At 74.1% G+C, this 15,584-nt stretch carries 17 protein-coding genes; 13 read left to right on the top strand and 4 right to left on the bottom strand.

Going from position 1 to position 15,584, the window contains the following annotated elements; translation table 11 throughout:
* The 4 genes from K6U79_08120 to K6U79_08105 form a co-directional block, all read left to right on the top strand.
* Positions 1-286, top strand: a 286-nt coding sequence (locus K6U79_08120; protein MCL6522320.1) for a hypothetical protein, incomplete at its 5' end; no start/stop codon positions are given.
* 39 nt (positions 287-325) lie between these two features.
* Positions 326-982 carry a phosphate signaling complex protein PhoU gene (gene phoU, locus K6U79_08115; GenBank protein ID MCL6522319.1) on the top strand — a complete coding sequence of 219 codons (657 nt, stop codon included), beginning with the start codon at positions 326-328 and terminating at the stop codon, positions 980-982.
* A 60-nt stretch (positions 983-1,042) separates the two neighbouring features.
* Positions 1,043-2,023 carry an ROK family protein gene (locus tag K6U79_08110; protein ID MCL6522318.1) on the top strand — a complete coding sequence of 327 codons (981 nt, stop codon included), beginning with the start codon at positions 1,043-1,045 and terminating at the stop codon, positions 2,021-2,023.
* A gap of 122 nt (positions 2,024-2,145) precedes the next feature.
* Complete coding sequence (locus tag K6U79_08105) at positions 2,146-3,048, top strand: putative sporulation protein YtxC (GenBank protein ID MCL6522317.1); 903 nt, start codon at positions 2,146-2,148, stop codon at positions 3,046-3,048.
* 117 nt (positions 3,049-3,165) lie between these two features.
* On the opposite strand, the gene K6U79_08100 is transcribed toward K6U79_08105, so the two are convergent.
* From K6U79_08100 to K6U79_08085, 4 genes are all read right to left on the bottom strand, one after another.
* Positions 3,166-3,408: a sulfurtransferase TusA family protein gene (locus K6U79_08100; protein ID MCL6522316.1), complete on the bottom strand. Its 243-nt coding sequence runs from the start codon at positions 3,406-3,408 to the stop codon at positions 3,166-3,168.
* Positions 3,409-3,496: 88 nt separating this feature from the next.
* Positions 3,497-3,919, bottom strand: a complete 423-nt coding sequence (locus K6U79_08095; GenBank protein MCL6522315.1) for a DsrE/DsrF/DrsH-like family protein — start codon at positions 3,917-3,919, stop codon at positions 3,497-3,499.
* An 81-nt stretch (positions 3,920-4,000) separates the two neighbouring features.
* Positions 4,001-4,624, bottom strand: a complete 624-nt coding sequence (locus K6U79_08090; protein ID MCL6522314.1) for a DUF1641 domain-containing protein — start codon at positions 4,622-4,624, stop codon at positions 4,001-4,003.
* Positions 4,625-4,664: 40 nt separating this feature from the next.
* Positions 4,665-5,807, bottom strand: coding sequence for an NAD(P)/FAD-dependent oxidoreductase (locus K6U79_08085; protein ID MCL6522313.1), 1,143 nt, complete (start codon positions 5,805-5,807; stop codon positions 4,665-4,667).
* 512 nt (positions 5,808-6,319) lie between these two features.
* Here K6U79_08085 and thrS point away from each other — a divergent pair.
* From thrS to K6U79_08040, 9 genes are all read left to right on the top strand, one after another.
* A complete protein-coding gene (gene thrS, locus K6U79_08080) occupies positions 6,320-8,305 on the top strand; it encodes a threonine--tRNA ligase (GenBank protein MCL6522312.1) in 1,986 nt (661 codons plus the stop codon).
* A 196-nt stretch (positions 8,306-8,501) separates the two neighbouring features.
* Entirely contained in the window at positions 8,502-9,092 is a 591-nt protein-coding gene (gene infC / locus K6U79_08075) for a translation initiation factor IF-3 (GenBank protein MCL6522311.1), read from the top strand.
* Positions 9,093-9,131: 39 nt separating this feature from the next.
* Positions 9,132-9,329, top strand: a complete 198-nt coding sequence (gene rpmI / locus K6U79_08070; protein MCL6522310.1) for a 50S ribosomal protein L35 — start codon at positions 9,132-9,134, stop codon at positions 9,327-9,329.
* A gap of 18 nt (positions 9,330-9,347) precedes the next feature.
* Positions 9,348-9,701: a 50S ribosomal protein L20 gene (gene rplT / locus K6U79_08065; GenBank protein MCL6522309.1), complete on the top strand. Its 354-nt coding sequence runs from the start codon at positions 9,348-9,350 to the stop codon at positions 9,699-9,701.
* A gap of 5 nt (positions 9,702-9,706) precedes the next feature.
* The gene (locus K6U79_08060) at positions 9,707-10,510 is read left to right on the top strand and encodes an RNA methyltransferase (GenBank protein ID MCL6522308.1); all 804 of its coding nucleotides are present in this window, start codon (positions 9,707-9,709) and stop codon (positions 10,508-10,510) included.
* A 79-nt stretch (positions 10,511-10,589) separates the two neighbouring features.
* Positions 10,590-10,685: a YqzL family protein gene (locus K6U79_08055; GenBank protein MCL6522307.1), complete on the top strand. Its 96-nt coding sequence runs from the start codon at positions 10,590-10,592 to the stop codon at positions 10,683-10,685.
* A gap of 385 nt (positions 10,686-11,070) precedes the next feature.
* Positions 11,071-12,147 carry a phenylalanine--tRNA ligase subunit alpha gene (gene pheS, locus K6U79_08050; protein MCL6522306.1) on the top strand — a complete coding sequence of 359 codons (1,077 nt, stop codon included), beginning with the start codon at positions 11,071-11,073 and terminating at the stop codon, positions 12,145-12,147.
* The gene (gene pheT / locus K6U79_08045) at positions 12,137-14,545 is read left to right on the top strand and encodes a phenylalanine--tRNA ligase subunit beta (protein ID MCL6522305.1); all 2,409 of its coding nucleotides are present in this window, start codon (positions 12,137-12,139) and stop codon (positions 14,543-14,545) included. The genes pheS and pheT overlap by 11 nt, the downstream gene beginning before the upstream one ends.
* Positions 14,546-14,578: 33 nt before the next feature.
* A partial coding sequence (locus tag K6U79_08040; protein ID MCL6522304.1) for an ATP-binding cassette domain-containing protein occupies positions 14,579-15,584 on the top strand: 1,006 nt, incomplete at its 3' end.

Below are 15,584 nucleotides of genomic sequence, written 5' to 3'. Positions count from 1 at the left end.
CCGGGCGCGCGCCGGGGCGCGCATGGAGCGGCCGGGCGTCCTCCTGGTGGTCGAGGACACGGGAAGGGGGATCCCCGCCGACCAGCTCGACCGGATCTTCGAGCGCTTCTACCGGGTGGGGGGCGGGCGCGAGCGGCCCGACGACCGGAGGGGGGGCAGCGGGCTCGGGCTGGCCATCGTCAAACACGTCGCCGAGGTCCACGGCGGCCGCGTGGAGGTCTGGAGCGAGCCGGGGAGAGGCTCGCGCTTCGAAGTGTGGCTGCCGGCCCTGGCGGCGGGACGGTGAACCGCAGGGCGCGGCCGGCGCCGACGGGAGGGAGCGCCCATGCCGAGAGAGAGCTTCGACGCCCAGCTGGAGGAGCTGCAGGGCACCCTCCTCAAGATGGGCAGCCGCGTGGAGGAAGCGATTCAGACGGTGGTCCGCGCGCTGGTGGAGCGGGACCCGGCGCTGGCGCAGACGGTCGTGGAGGGCGACGACGAGATCGACCGCCTCCAGCACCAGGTGGAGCGCCAGGCCTTCCAGCTGATCGCGCTCCAGCAGCCGCTGGCCGGCGACCTCCGCCACATCGTCAGCGCCATCAAGATCAGCGGGGACCTGGAGCGCATCGGCGACAACTGCGAGAACATCGCCCGGGTGATCATCCGCCTGGGCGGCCAGGCCTACGTCAAGCCGCTCATCGACGTGCCGCGCATGGGCGAGCTGGCCCGGAGCATGCTGCGCGACACGCTGGAGGCGTACGTCTCGCGCGATGTGGAGGCGCTGCGCACGCTGCCCGAGCGCGACGACGAGGTGGACCACCTCTACTCGCAGGTGCTGCGGGAGCTCCTGACCTACATGATGCAGGACCCGCAGACCATCCAGCAGGGGATGGAGCTGCTCCTGGTCTCCCGCTACCTGGAGCGCATCGCCGACCACGTGACCAACGTGGGCGAGGCGGTCATCTACCTGGTGACGGGCGAGCATACCGACCTGAACGCCTGAGCCCGCGCCGGGCCCGGCGCCGGCGGGCGCGGGCCGGCGCCGGGCGGAGGGGGTGCCGGGATGGGGCGGCTCTACGGTGGCATCGACCTGGGCGGCACCAAGATCGAATCCGTCGTCTGCGACGGGGAGGGCGTCGTGCTGGGCCGGGAGCGTCGGCCGACGCCGGTGGGCTCGGCCGACGCGCTCCTGGCGGCGCTGGCGGAGTCGCTGGAGGCGGCCTGCGCGCGGGCGGGCGTGCGGCCGTCGGAACTGGAGGCGGCCGGCCTGGGCGCGCCCGGGCCGCTGGACGCCGAGGCCGGGCTCCTCCTGGAGCCGCCCAACCTGGGGGGGCTCCGCGACCTGCCGCTGGCGGAGCCGCTGGCGAGGCGGCTGGGTGTGCCTTGCTTCCTGGAGAACGACGCCAACGCGGCCGCCGTGGGCGAGTTTACCTTCGGCGCGGGGCGGGGCGTCCGCGACGGCGTCTATATTACGCTCAGCACCGGCATCGGCGGGGGGCTCGTCCTGGACGGGCGCCTCTACCGCGGCGCGGCCGGCACCGCGGGCGAGATCGGCCACATGATCGTGCAGCCGGACGGCCCCCTCTGCGGCTGCGGGCGGCGCGGCTGCTGGGAGGCGCTGGCCTCGGGTCTGGCGCTGGCGCGCCAGGCGCGCCAGGCGCTGGCGGGGCTCGCCGCGGGCCCGGCGCGGGACTGGTGGCTGGAGCGGCTGGAGGGCCGCCTGGAGGCGGTGACCGCGGCGGACGTCTTCGCGGCCGAGGCCCAGGGCGTCCCTCCCGGCCCGGAGCTGGTGGCGCAGGAAGCGGCCTGGGTCGGGCTGGGCATGGCCAACCTGATCCAGCTCCTGGCGCCGCGGCGCATCGTGGTCGGCGGCGGGCTGAGCCGGGCGGGGGAGAGGCTGCTGGGGCCGGCCCGGGCGAAGGCGCTGGAGCTGGCCTTCGCCAGCGCCACGCGCAACCTGGAGATCGTGCAGGCCGCGCTGGAGGCGCCGGGCGCGGTGGGCGCCGCCGCGGTCGCCATGCGCCGCCTGCGCGGCGAGGGCTAGACGGCCGGGGCCCCCCGGGCCCCGCTGGGCGGACAGGCGGTATACGGCCCGCGAAGCCCCTCATATACTAAAGCGCCTTCCCGGCGCGGAAGGGAGAGAAGCGGACGGGGAGGGGAGCGGGCTTGGAGACCATCCTCATCGGCACCTCGCTGGCCGCCGACGCCATCGCGGAGCGGCTCCGCTTCGAGGCCGGCCTGGCCGCCGAGGACGGGTACCGCCTGGAGATCCGCTTCCAGCGCCGGGACCGCTGGGAGTATCTCACCTGCCAGTTCGCCACGCCCTACCCCGTGACCGTGGAGACCTCCCGCGCCATCCGCCACCTGGTGGCCGACGCCCTGGCCGACGTCATCGTCGAGCGGATGGAGCCGGCCTGGCTGGAGCGCGCCGTCGAGCGCAACTACGGCTACTTCGGCGAAGGGGCGCGCAGGGAGATCGCCCGTCTCGCCCGCGCCCGCTTCTACGGCAACGCCGAGGGCCGGCCCGGGCTCAGCTACCGGATCGCGCGCCGCTCGCAGCTCTTCGAACGCCTCAGCGACTTCCTGGAGCGGCACGCCGAGCTGGTGGTGGACGGCTTCCTGCGCTTCCGCATGAAGGAGTATGTGCAGGCGATGGAGGACGCCGTCGACGAGGCGGTCGACGAGTACCTCAACCGCCGCGAGCAGGAAGAGCTGATCGGCTTCCTGCGCGAGCTCCTGGCCTCCAGGAAGCCCCGCCTCCCCGAGGTCCACGTGCTGGTTGGCCCGGGCGGCTCCTTCTACCTGGCGGACGGGCGCCACCGCCAGCTCTCCCAGGAGCGGCTGCTGGAGATGGGCGTGGAGCTGGGCGAGGGGACCGAGACCGCCGACCTCCTGCTGGGCGCGCTCCTCTCCGTGGCGCCGGCCCGCGTCCTCCTCCACGGCGCCGAGCACCTGGACGGCTCGGCGCTGGCCATGGCCCGCGGCATCTTCGCCGAACGGCTCGAACTCTGCCCCGGCTGCGCCTGGTGCCGACGGGCCGTCTTCGGAGGCCGGCCGTCCCCCCGTTGAGCGGGCGCTGAACGCCGCCCCGCATGGGGAAAAAGGCGGGCGGCCCCCCCCTCCCCCGGGGGAGCCGCCACCCGCCGGCGCGCCGCCCGCGGCCCGCCGGTCCGCTGGTTCGTCCGCCTACTTCACCTTGCGCACGATGATCCGGTCGTAGCCCTCGTGCTCCTCCACCCCGACGAACTCCTGGCCGGCCTTCTGGGCCCAGTTGGGGATGTCGCGCTTGGAGCCCTGGTCGGAGGAGAGGACGGCGATGGTGTCGCCCACGTTGGCCGAACGCATCGCCCGGATCAGCTCCATCATGGGCCCGGGGCAGAAGCTTCCGCGCGCGTCGATCTCCCTGGTCACCTGCATGCCATCCGCCATCTCGCCTGGCCTCCTCGGTACGTAACGGGATGCGCCGGCCGGGCGCCGCTCCCCGCCGCGGGACCGCCCCAGCCGGCCGTTCCGCCGGTCAGATAAAGAGCGTGGACGAGGCCTCCTGCGTCATCTCGATGAACTCGCCCACGCCGATGATGTCCTCGACGATGGGGTCGAGATCCTCCTTGGTCATGCCCATCAGGTCGGCGGTCATGGCGCAGGCGTGGACGTGAACCTCGCCCAGCTCCTTGGCCTGGAGCAGCGTGTCGTACCAGTGCGGGACCTTCTTCTCCTGCATCAGCGCCATCATGGTGCCCGCCTGCTGTGCGTAGTCCTGGCTGACCGCCTGGACCTTGTAGGGTTCGCCCTTGCGGAAGGCCAGGAGGCCCCAGAAGGTGAGGAAGATGTCGACGCGGACATCGTTCATCACCGCGCCGGAGGCCATGATGGCCACCGGGTAGAGCTTGTCGACGGTTCCGTCGAAGACCACCATGCAGAGACGCTTCGATTCGGCCATCGTTCTCGGGCTCCTCTCTGGTCCCCGGCCCGGGGGCCGGGCGGTGGGTGACGCCGTGCCGCGCGTGGGGCGGCGATCCCGCTAACGGGCCGGCTGGAGGCCGGCCGCCTCCGGATTCTTGCGCCGCATCGCCTCCTCGCGCGCTCCGCGTCCCGCCCTCTTCAGGATCTCCAGGAGCAGCTCCAGCCCGTCCTGGACGTCGGGATCGCGCAGCCTGCCCATCAGGTGTCGGAGCTCGCCGTGCGGGCTGTGGCGCGGCGGCTCGCGCAACACCAGGTTGACGTCGCCCAGCGCGTCCGGGAGCTGGCGGAAGAGCTCGCTCTGCATCAGCTGGTCCGCCATCTCCAGCAGCCGCTCGGCCGTCCCCGCCACGGCGCTGATCAGCTCCGGCGTGGCGGCGCTGAGCGCCGTCCCCAGGAAGCCCAGCAGCTCCTCCACGTGCGCCAGCCCGCCGTCCCTCTCCATGCGCTCGACGCGATCCAGCACGCGCTCCAGCGTCGGCAGCATATCCAGCAGGCGGTCCAGCAGCGCCGCCACCTCCGGCCGCGCCAGCCGGTCACCCAGCTCCGCCAGCTGGGAGAGCGTGCGCATCAGGCTGGAGACCGTCTCCGGCGTCATGGCGTCGGTGAAGGCCGCCACCGTACCGGCCCACCCGTTCAGGACGGCGGACGGGAGCACCGCCCCCGCCTCTTCCTTCTCGACCATGCCTGCCTCGCCTCCTTCCGCTCCGGCGGCCGCCCCGGCCTCAGAGCAGGCCCCGCAGCGAGAGCCAGTACATCTCGTTGTAGGCCAGCTTGAACCAGTGGATCATGGCGGCCGGCGAGGCCGGTCGAGGCGGGTTCCGGTAGTCGAAGCTGACATAGGTGGCCTCCTCCAGCCCCGCCTCGATGAAGCAGAAGACCTTGCCGTCGTAGAGGGTGACGGGCGGCTCCCCGCGCAGTTCGTGGACCAGGTTGCGCGCCACCACCTCCGACTCGTAGTGGGCCGTGGAGCCCGCCTTGGAGATGGGCAGGTCGGTGGCGTCGCCCAGGACGTAGATGCGTTCCTGGCCCTTCATGCGCAGCGTGCGCGGGTCGGTGGGCAGCCAGCCGTCGGCGTCGCCCAGGCCGGAGTCGCGGATGACCTGCGCGCCCTTGTGGGGCGGGATGGCGACCAGCAGGTCGTACTCCACCTCCTCGCCCTCCAGCGTCGAGACCTTGTGGGCGTCGGGGTCGACGCTCTCCACGTTGAAGAAGGTCTCGCCGCGGATGTTCCGCTCGGCGAAGACCTTCTCCGTCCACTCCGCCACCGGCTGGAGGGAGTGGAGGCGGGCGATGGGGTAGGTGTAGACCAGCTCGCTCTTTTCGCGCAGCCCCGTGCGGCGCAGGTAGTCGTCGAGGATGAACATGAACTCCAGCGGGGCGACCGGGCACTTGTGCGGCACGCCGATGGCCATCAGCACGCGGCCGCCCTGGAACTCCTGCAGGGCCTTGCGCAGGCGGAGCGCCTCGGGCAGCGTGTAGAAGGAGTAGCCGCCCTGGCGCAGGCCCGGGATGGCGTCCAGGTCGGGGTGCGAGCCCGTGGCGATGACCAGGAAGTCGTACTCGACGCGGCGCCCGCTGGCGCACTCCACCGTGCGCTGCTCGGGCGAGATGCGCACGGCCGGGTCGACCAGCAGCTGGACGCCGGTCATCAGGAGCCGCGTCTGCGGACGGAAGAACTGCTGCGGTTCGGCCTGGTTGAGCGCGACGTAGAGGAGCCCCGGCTGGTACAGGTGACGGTCGCTGTCGCCGATGAGGAGAATCTCCAGCTCGCCGCGGTCCAGCTCCTCCCGCATCATGCGGGCCAGGCGATTCGCGGCCATCATGCCGCCGTCGCCCGCGCCCAGGAAGACCACGCGCTGCGCCATCGTCCCACGCTCCTTTGCAGTCCGTGGGCGTTATAGCCCGCGACGTACCACGCGGGGTATCGGGAGGCCGACCGAGAGGCCCGCCGCCCTAGGGTCGCAACCTTAGGGTGCCCGCCTTACTTCGTCGCGCACGGACGGCTCTCCTTGACAGCGTCGGCCGTCCCCGCTAGGCTCGGGTGCACAGGCCATAGCCTTGGCGGCGATGAGCGGGACGAGTAGGGCCCCGAAGCGGCCTCCAGAGAGGGCGCCAGAGCTGGGAGGCGCCCGGCCGGCGGACCTGAAGACCGCCCGCGAGCTCCCCCGAAAAACCGTCCGCCCATCAGGGGCGCCGGGCGAGGGGGTCGGGTTGCGCCCGTTACCGCGCGCAAGAGAGCGCGCCTTCCGGCGCGAAGCAGGGTGGAACCGCGTCCGGCCGTCCCTTCGGGACGGCCTTTCTGTTGGCCGCAGCGCCGGCGCCTGCCGGCGGGACGCGGTCCGGCCCGGCGCCGGCGGCGGGAGGAGGATGAGGCTTCATGGACGCTTCCGGGAGGAGCCCCTCGGCGGACGGGCTGGCGGAGGGGGAGGCCTCCGGGGCCTCGCTCCGCTTCCGGCTGCCCGACGGCAGCGAGCGTTTCTACCCTGGGGGGGTGACGGCGGGGCAGATCCTGCTGGAGAGCGCCCGCGATCGGGCGCAGGAGGTGCTGGTCGCCCGGCTGGACGGCGAGCTGGTCGACCTGGGCCGTCCGCTGGAGCGGGGGGGACGGCTCGACTTCGTGACCGCGCATGACCCCGAAGGACGCCGCGTGCTTCTGCACAGCGCGGCGCATCTGACCGCCCAGGCGGTCAAGCGCCTCTGGCCGGAGGCCCGGCTGGGCGTGGGGCCGGCCCAGGAGGAGACCTACTACTACGACATCGAACTGCCCGAGCCGCTCAGCGCGGACGACCTGCCCCGCATCGAGGAGGCGATGCGCGACATCGTCTCCGAGGACCTGCTCGTCCGCCGCGAGGTGCTGACGCGCGAGGCGGCGCTGGAGCTCTTCTCGCTGCGGGAGGAGCCGTACAAGCTGGAGATCCTCCGGCAGCTGCCGGAGGGGGCGACCATCACCGCCTACCGGCAGGGCGAGTTCGTCGACCTCTGCCGCGGGCCCCACGTCCCCTCGACGGGCGTCATCCGCGCCTTCAAGCTGCTGGGCGTGGCCGGCGCCTACTGGCGCGGCGACGAGCGTGGTCCGCGCATGCAGCGCATCAGCGGCACCGCCTTCACCAGCGCGGCCGAGCTCGACCACTTCCTCTGGCTGCGCGAGGAGGCGCGGCGCCGGGACCACCGCCGGCTCGGCCCCGAGCTGGACCTCTTCTCCTTCCACGAGGAGGCCCCCGGCTTCGTCTTCTGGCACCCGAAGGGCTGGACGCTCTACCGGCAGCTGGAGGCCTTCTCGCGCGAGCTGCAGCAGGCGGCCGGCTACCAGGAGGTGCGCACGCCGCAGGTCTTCCGCACCGAGCTCTGGAAGGTCTCCGGCCACTGGGAGCATTACCGCGAGAACATGTTCCTCATGGAGCGCGACGACGAGACGCTGGGGCTGAAGCCGATGAACTGCCCCGCGCACTGTCTGCTCTACAAGGAGAAGACGCGCTCCTACCGCGACCTGCCGCTGCGCCTGATGGAGTACGAGGGGCTGGCGCGCTTCGAGCGCTCGGGCACGCTCCACGGCCTCCTGCGCGTGCGCGGCATGCACCAGGACGACGCCCACCTCTTCGTCCGGGAGGACCAGATCCAGGAGGAGATCGCGGCTGTGTTGGAGCTGGTGGAGCGCGAGTACTCCACCTTCGGCATGCCCTACCGCATCCTCTTCTCCACCCGGCCCGAGGACTTCATGGGCGACCTGGAGACCTGGGAGCGGGCCGAGGGCGCGCTGCGCGCGGCGCTGGAGGCGGCGGGCCGCCCCTTCGAGGTCAACGAGGGCGACGGCGCCTTCTACGGGCCGAAGCTGGACTTCATGGTCACCGACGCGCTGGGACGCGAATGGCAGTGCGCCACCGTCCAGCTGGACTTCCAGATGCCCGAGCGCTTCGACCTGACCTACGTGGACGAGCGGGGCGAGCTGCGCCGTCCGGTCATCATCCACCGCGCCATCCTGGGCACGCTGGAGCGCTTCATCGGCATCCTGGTGGAGCATTACGCCGGCGACTTCCCGCTCTGGCTGGCGCCGGTCCAGGCCCGTATCCTGCCGGTGGCCGACCGCCACCTGGCGTACGCGCGCGAGCTGGAGCGGGAGCTGGCCGCCCGCTCGCTGCGCGTGGAGGTGGACGGGCGGAACGAGAAGTTGGGCTACAAGATCCGCCAGGCGGAGCTGGAGAAGGTTCCCTACGTCCTGGTCGTCGGCGACCGCGAGGTGGAGGCCCGCACCGTCTCCGTCCGCCGTCGCGGGGCGGGCGACCTGGGCAGCCTGGCGCCGGCGGAGCTGGCGGCGCGCATGGAGGAGGAGGTGCGCCAGCGGCGGGCGGCGGCGCCGGAGCGTTGACTCCGCTCCGGGCGGGTGATAGACTGCGCGCGGCTTAGTGGTCCATCAAGCAGAAGCTCGGCTTCTCCCCTGCCGCCCGAGCGCGCAGGGCCACCGGATGGGGTACGACCACGATGGAGGGCATTCCGTCGGCGGTGGGCGCGGTGGCCCACCGCCGATCTGCATCGTACGGGGGTGATGGAGCATCGCCAGGGAGTTGCGGGTCAACCAGGCGATCCGGGCCCGCGAGGTGCGCGTCATCGACGAGGACGGCACGCAGCTGGGGGTCTTTCTGACCCGGGAGGCGCTCCGCGTCGCGGCCGAACGGGGTCTGGACCTGGTCGAGGTGGCGCCCAACGCGACGCCGCCGGTCTGCCGCCTGATGGACTACGGCCGCTACAAGTACGAGCAGGCCAAGCAGGAGCGGGAGGCGCGGCGCCACCAACGGCTCGTCGACATCAAGGAAGTGAAGCTGCGACCGAACATCGACGACCACGACTTCGAGGTCAAGGTGCGCAACGCGGAACGCTTCCTTCGCGAAGGCAACAAGGTGAAGTGCACCATCATGTTCCGAGGCCGCGAGATCGTCCACTCCTCGCTGGGCCTCCAGCTGCTGCGGCAGCTGCAGGGACGGGTGCAGGACCTGGCCGTCGTCGAGCAAGAGCCCCGGGTCGAGGGCCGCAACATGGTGATGTTCCTCAGCCCCAAGCCCAGCGCGGTCAAGCAGCGGACCGGCGGCGCGCAGCGCGCCGAGGAGGAGTCCAGGCCGGGCGGGGGCGGCGAGACCGCCCGCGCCGGCGCCGAGTAGTCTCCGGCGGCCGGGCCGGAGGGGGAGGGTTCGTCCGGGATGCCCAAGATGAAGACGCACCGCGGGGCTGCCAAGCGGTTCAAGGTGACCGCCAAGGGGCACCTGCGGCGGCAGCGTGCCTACGACCACCACAACGCACGCACCAAGACCAAGAAGCAGCTTCGGCGCCTGGAGAAGCCGGCGCTGGTCAGCCGCGCCGACGAGCGGCGGCTGCGCCGGCTGCTGCCGGGCGTCTGATCCGGAGGAGGGCTCGGGATGACGCGTGTCAAGGGCGGGCCCAGGAGCCGCCGCCGTCACAAGAAGATCCTCAAGCTGGCCAAGGGCTACTTCGGCGGCCGCCACGCTCTCTTCCGCCCTGCCAACGAGACGGTGATGCACGCGCTGGCGCACGCCTACCGGCACCGCAGGCTGCGCAAGCGCCAGTTCCGGCGGCTCTGGATCGCCCGCATCAACGCCGCCGCGCGGCAGCAGGGCCTCACGTACAGCCGGCTCATCGCCGGCCTGAAGCGGGCCGGCGTGGCCATCAACCGGAAGATGCTGGCGGAGATGGCGGTCCGCGACCGGGCCGGCTTCGACCGCCTGGTGGAGCGGGCGCGGGCGGCGCTCTGATCCGCGTGCGGATCGAGAGCGCGGCCAACCCGCGGCTCCGCCACCTGCGCCGCCTCGCCCGGGACCGGCGGCTGCGCCACCGGGAGCGGCTCTTTCTCGTGGAAGGGGTACGGCTGGCGCGGGAGGTGCTGGCGGCGGGACTGGAGGTGGAGGCGGCCGTCCTGGCGCCGGAGATGCTGGGGGAGGAGGCCCGCGGCTTGGCCGCGGGCCTTCCTGCCGGCCGGCTGCTGGAGGTCCGGCGCCCGCTCTACCTGCAGCTGAGCGAGCTGGAGAGCCCCGAGGGTGTGGCGCTGGCGGTGCGCATGCCGGCGCCCTGGGACGGCCGCCCGCGGGAGGAGGGCGGCCCGCTGCTGGTGGTCGACCGCCTCCGGGATCCGGGCAACCTGGGTACCCTGCTGCGCGTGGCAGAGGCCATGGGCTGTACCGCCGCCGTCCTGCTGCGCGGGACAGCCGACGCCTGGAGCCCCAAGGCGGTGCGGGGCTCCATGGGCGCCGTCCTCCGCCTTCCCTTGCGCTGGGACGTGGCGGAGGAGGAGCTCCGGGAGCTGCTGGAGGCGGGCGGCTGGCGTCTCCTGGCGGCCATGCCGCGGGGCGGCCGTCCGCTCTGGTCGAGCCGGCTGGAGGGGCGGGTGGCGGTGGCGGTGGGCAACGAGGCGGAAGGGGTCTCGGCCGCCCTCCGCCGGCGGGCGGAGGCGGTCACCATCCCCATGGCGGCGGGCGAGTCGTTGAACGCGGCCGTCGCCGGTGCCATCATTCTTTACGAAGCGGCGCGCCAGAGGGCTGCCGGCATGCAAAAAGCGATGCTATAATGCGCACGTACCCGCGGGTCTCCGGCCGGCGGGCGCGGAGGCGCAGAAGCGGTTGATCCCGGAAGGGGGCAGTCCCACCGTGCAGGCGGCCGACTTCTTCTGGGCGATCTTCGAGCGTACCGGTTCGATCCTGGCCTATCTGCTCTACCGGAGCCTGCTCGGCGGGAACGGGTAGCCCGCCGGCGTCTCCCCGGCCATGAGGGGGAGAGTAGCGCGGCCCCGCCGCGCCAGGGAGGCCGGCCACGACTGGAAGCCGGCTGCGGCGCGCCGACGCGAAGTTCGCCCCCGAGCCGGTCCGCCGAGGTGGCGGGTGGGGGCAGGCCGTTCCAGCCTCCCTTCCGCGGCCACGCCAGGCGGACCCGGGTGCGCCCGTTAGCGCGCGAGGAGCCCCGCGAGGCCCGGTCCCGTCCGGGGACGGACGGAACCGGAGCCGCGGAGGAAGCAGGGTGGTACCGCGGTCTCTCTTCCCGCCCCTGGTGGGGCGGCTTTTTTGTGCCTTCCGGGCCGCTCGGCGACGGGCGGCCGGGGGGCGGAAAGACTTCGCAGACGGGGGTGGGGGGATGGAGGAGCGGAAGGAAGCGGAACCCGAGGCGATGGCCGGCGAGGCGCTGGAGGCGGTGGCGCGGGCCGCCTCGCCGGAGGAGCTGGAGTCGCTGCGCGTCGCCTGGCTGGGCCGGAAGGGCCGTCTCACCCAGGCCTTCCGCCGCCTGCCGGCGCTGCCCGAGGGCGAGCGGCGCGCCTGGGGCGAGCGCCTCAATCGCGCCAAGGCGCGCATCGAGAGCGCGCTGGCGGAGCGCGCCGCCCGCTTGGCGGAGGCGGAGCTGGAGGAGCGCCTGGCCCGCGAACGGCTCGACGTCACCCTCCCCGGGGCGCCGGTGCCGCTGGGGGCCTTTCACCCCCTGCGCCTGGCCGAGGAGCGGGTGGAGTCCATCATGCTGGCGCTCGGCTACGAGATCTGGGAAGGGCCGGAGGTGGAGAGCGACGAGCTCAACTTTACCGCGCTCAACATCCCGCCCGACCACCCGGCGCGGGACATGCAGGACACCTTCTACCTGGTCGGCGGGCGGGAGGAGGCGGGCAGCCTCCTGCTGCGCACCCACACCTCGCCCGGGCAGATCCGCTACATGCGGGCCCACGCGCCGCGCCTGCCGGTGCGCATGATCTCCCCGGGACGCGTCTACCGGCGGGACGACGACGCCCGCCATTCGCCCGTCTTCCACCAGGTGGAGGGGCTGAGCGTCGACCGCGGCCTCAGCCTGGCCGACCTGAAGGGGACGCTGGAGGCGCTGGCGCGCGGCCTCTTCGGCGCCGGCACGCGCATCCGGCTGCGGCCCAGCTACTTTCCCTTCACCGAGCCCAGCGTGGAGGTGGACGTCAGCTGCACCCTCTGCGGAGGGGCCGGCTGCAGCGTCTGCGGTTCCGGCTGGCTGGAGATCCTGGGCGCCGGCATGGTCCACCCGGTGGTGCTGCGGAACGGCGGCTACGATCCCGAGGAAGTGAGCGGCTTCGCCTTCGGCCTGGGCATCGAGCGCGTGGCCATGCTCCTCTACCGCATCGACGACATCCGTCTGCTCTACCGCAACGACCTGCGCTGGCTGGAACCGTTCCGGGGGGGGAGGGCCGTCCATGCGCGTTGACTGGCTCTGGCTGCGCGAGTTCGTGGAGCCGCCGGTAGGGGCGGAGGAGCTGGCGCGGCTCCTTCCGCTCCAGGGGCTGGAGGTGGCCGCCCTGGAGCTGGGGCCCCGCCGCCTGGAGGGCCTCCGCGTCGCCCGCGTGCTGGCGGTGGAGGCGCACCCCGCCGCCGACCAGCTCCGCCTCTGCCGCCTGGACGCCGGCCTGGGACGCGAGGTGCAGGTCGTCTCCGGCGCCCCCAACCTGCGCGCCAGCCAGCTGGCGGTCTGGGCGCCTCCCGGGACGCTCCTTCCCGGTCGCAGCGAGCCGCTGGCCGCCGTCCGCTTCCGCGGCCTCCTCTCCGAGGGCATGCTCTGCTCGGGCGACGAGCTGGGCCTGCCGGGCGGCGACCACAGCGGCATCCTGGAGCTGCCCGCCGGCAGCCCGGGCGAGCCGGCCGAACGTTACCTGCCGGTGGGCGACGCGGTGCTGGAGCTGGAGCTGACCCCCAACTACGCCGTCCACTGCCAGAGCGTCCTGGGCGTCGCCCGCGAGGTGGCCGCCCGCTTCGCCCTGCCGCTTCCCGGGCCGATCCGGCCCGAGGTGGAGTGGGAGCGGCTCCTCGGCCATCCGGAGGCGCCCGAGCTCCGGCTGGAGGCGCCCGACGGCTGCGGCCGGTACGTGGCGCTGCTCCTGGAGGACGTCCGCCCGCTGCCCTCGCCGCCCGAGGTCCAGCGCCGCCTCCGCGCCGCCGGGCTGCGCCCCATCAACGCGCTCGTCGACGCCACCAACTACGTCATGCTGGAGACGGGGCAGCCGCTTCACGCCTTCGACGCCGACCGGCTGGAGAGCCGCCGCGGCCGCCTGCAGGTGGGGGTGCGGCGCGCACGGCCGGGCGAGCGGCTGCTCACCCTGGACGGCGTGGAGCGGGAGCTGGCCGCGGAGGATCTGCTCATCGTCAGCGGGGAGCGGCCCGTCGGCCTGGCCGGCGTCATGGGCGGCGCGGAGAGCCAGGTGGGTGCCCGGACGCGCCGCATCCTGCTCGAGTCGGCCTGGTTCGAGCCGCGCGCCATCCGGCGGACCTCCCGCCGCCTGGGGCTGCCCAGCGAGGCGGCCGCGCGCTTCGAGAAGGGCGTCGACCCGGCGCTGCAGCGCTCGGCCGCCCTGCGCGCGGCCGAGCTGATGACGGCCTGGACGGGCGGCCGCCTGGTGGCGGCCGCCGAGGCGACGGGCGCGCTGCCCGCGGAACGCCGGCTGGCCTGGCGCCCCGGGCGGATCCGCTCGCTCCTGGGCCTGGAGCTGGACGACGGCGAACTACGCGCCCTCCTGGAGCGGCTGGGCTTCCGCTTCGAGGCGGCGGAGGGCGGCGGCTGGCGCGTGGCGGTGCCCAGCTGGCGGGGCGACGTGGAGGGCGAGGCCGACCTGGCCGAGGAGGCGGGGCGGCTGGCCGGCTACGAGCGCCTTCCCGCGCGCCTGCCGGCGGCGCCGGCCGGCCTGCCCGAGCCGGACCGGCCGGGAGAGCTTCGCCGCCTGGTGCGCGAGACGCTGGCCGGAGCGGGCCTGAGCGAGAGCGTCGGCTACCCCCTGCAGGGCGAGGAGCGGCTGCGGCTGCTCGGCTTCGATGTCGGGCGCTGCCCGCGCCTGGCCAACCCCATCAGCCGCGAGCAGGCCGTGCTGGAGCCCTCGCTGCTCCCCTCGCTGCTCGAGGCGGCGGAGGAGAACCGCCGCCAGGGGCGGGAGGAGTGGGCGCTCTTCGAGCTGGGGCGCTGCTTCGCGCTGGACGAGGAGGGGAGCGTGAGGGAGCGGGCGGCGGCCGGCTTCCTGGTGCGGGGGCGGCTGGCGTGGAGCTGGGCCGACCGCGGGCGCCCCGCCGACTTCTACACGGCCAAGGGGCTGATGGAGGCGCTCTTGGAGCGGACGGCGGTGCGCGGCGCCCGCTTCGAGCCGGGCGGCCCGGCGGCGCTCCACCCCGGCCGCGCGGCGCGGGTGCTGGCCGCCGGGGAGCCCATCGGCTGGGTGGGCGAGCTTCATCCCACCGCGGCCGCCCGCCTCGACCTGCCGGAGGGGGTGGTGGCGGGCGAGCTCGACCTGGAGGCGGTCCTCCGCCTGGCGGAGCCGCCGGGCCGCCCGGCCCCGCTGGCCCGCTACCCCGGGGTGGAACGCGACCTGTCGCTGGTGGTGGCGGAGGAGGAGCCGGCGGAGCGGATGGCGGAGATCATCCGCCAGGCGGCCGGCCCCTGGCTCGATCGCCTGGTCCTCTTCGACGTGTACCATGGAGAGGAGATCGGCGCAGGGAGAAAGAGCCTCGCCTTCTCGCTCACCTACCGGGCGGCCGACCGGACGCTGAGCGACGAGGAGGTGGCTCGCGTCCACGAGGCGGTCCGGGCACGGCTGCGGGAGGCGGGTGCCCGCCTGCGCTCGTGAGCCTGGGCGCGGAGGGGTGGACGGCCGGGCACGATGTCGCTTCTGGTGCTGGAGGAGGTCGCCTGGTGGGCCGGCGGCGAGCCGGTGTTGGAGGGCGTCTCGCTGGCCGTGGAGCCGGGCCAGCGCATCGGCGTGGTCGGCCGGAACGGCGCGGGCAAGAGCACCCTTCTCCGCCTCATGGCCGGCGAGCTCCTCCCGGACGCGGGCCGCGTGCGCAGGCGCGCCGGCCTTCGCCTGCGCTACGTCGCGCAGGACGCCGGCGCCGCCGACGAGCGCACGCCCTGGGAGCGCGCCGAGGCCGCCTTCGCCGAGCTGCGCCGCCAGGAGGCCGAGCTCGGCGAGATGGAGGCGCTGCTGGCCCGGGGGGAGGCGCCGCCGGAGCTCCTGGACCGCTATGGCGCGCTGCAGGAGGGCTTCCGGCAGGGCGGCGGCTGGGCCTACCGCAACCGGATCGAGGCCGTCCTGCACGGCCTCGGGCTGCCCGAGGCGCGCTGGCACGCGCCCGGCCGGCAGCTGAGCGGCGGCGAGCGGGTGCGGGTCGCGCTGGCGGCGGCGCTGCTCGACCCGGGCGACCTGCTCCTCCTGGACGAGCCGACCAACCACCTGGACCTGGAGGCGGTCGCCTGGCTGGAGGAAGCGCTGCTCGCCGTCGCCTCGGCGCTGGTGATCGTCGCCCACGACCGGCAGCTGCTGGACCGCGTGCCCGCGCTCACCTGGGAGGTGGCGGGCGGCCGCGTGCGCAGCTACCCCGGGGGCTGGTCGCGCTACGTCGAGCTGCGCGAGGCGGAGCGGCGCCGACGCGAGGAGGAGGAGCTGCGCCGGGAGCGCGAGACGGCCCGCCTGCGTGCCTTCATCGAGCGCAACCGGGCGGGCCGGCTGGCGCGCCAGGCGAAGAGCCGCGAGAAGCGGCTGGAGCGGCTCCTGGAAGAGGCGGCCGAGCCGGCCGGCGGCGCGCGGCGCGAGGCGGCCGCACCGAGGCTGGCGGCGGCGGCCGGCCGCCTCTCCGTCGGCGGGGCGCTGGCGCTCCGCCTCGACCGCC

This window comes from Bacillota bacterium (assembly GCA_023511835.1).
Classification (GTDB): domain Bacteria; phylum Bacillota; class Sulfobacillia; order JAIMAT01; family JAIMAT01; genus JAIMAT01.
Note: the sequence above shows the minus strand (reverse complement) of the source record. Positions and strands in the feature narration are given on the sequence as shown.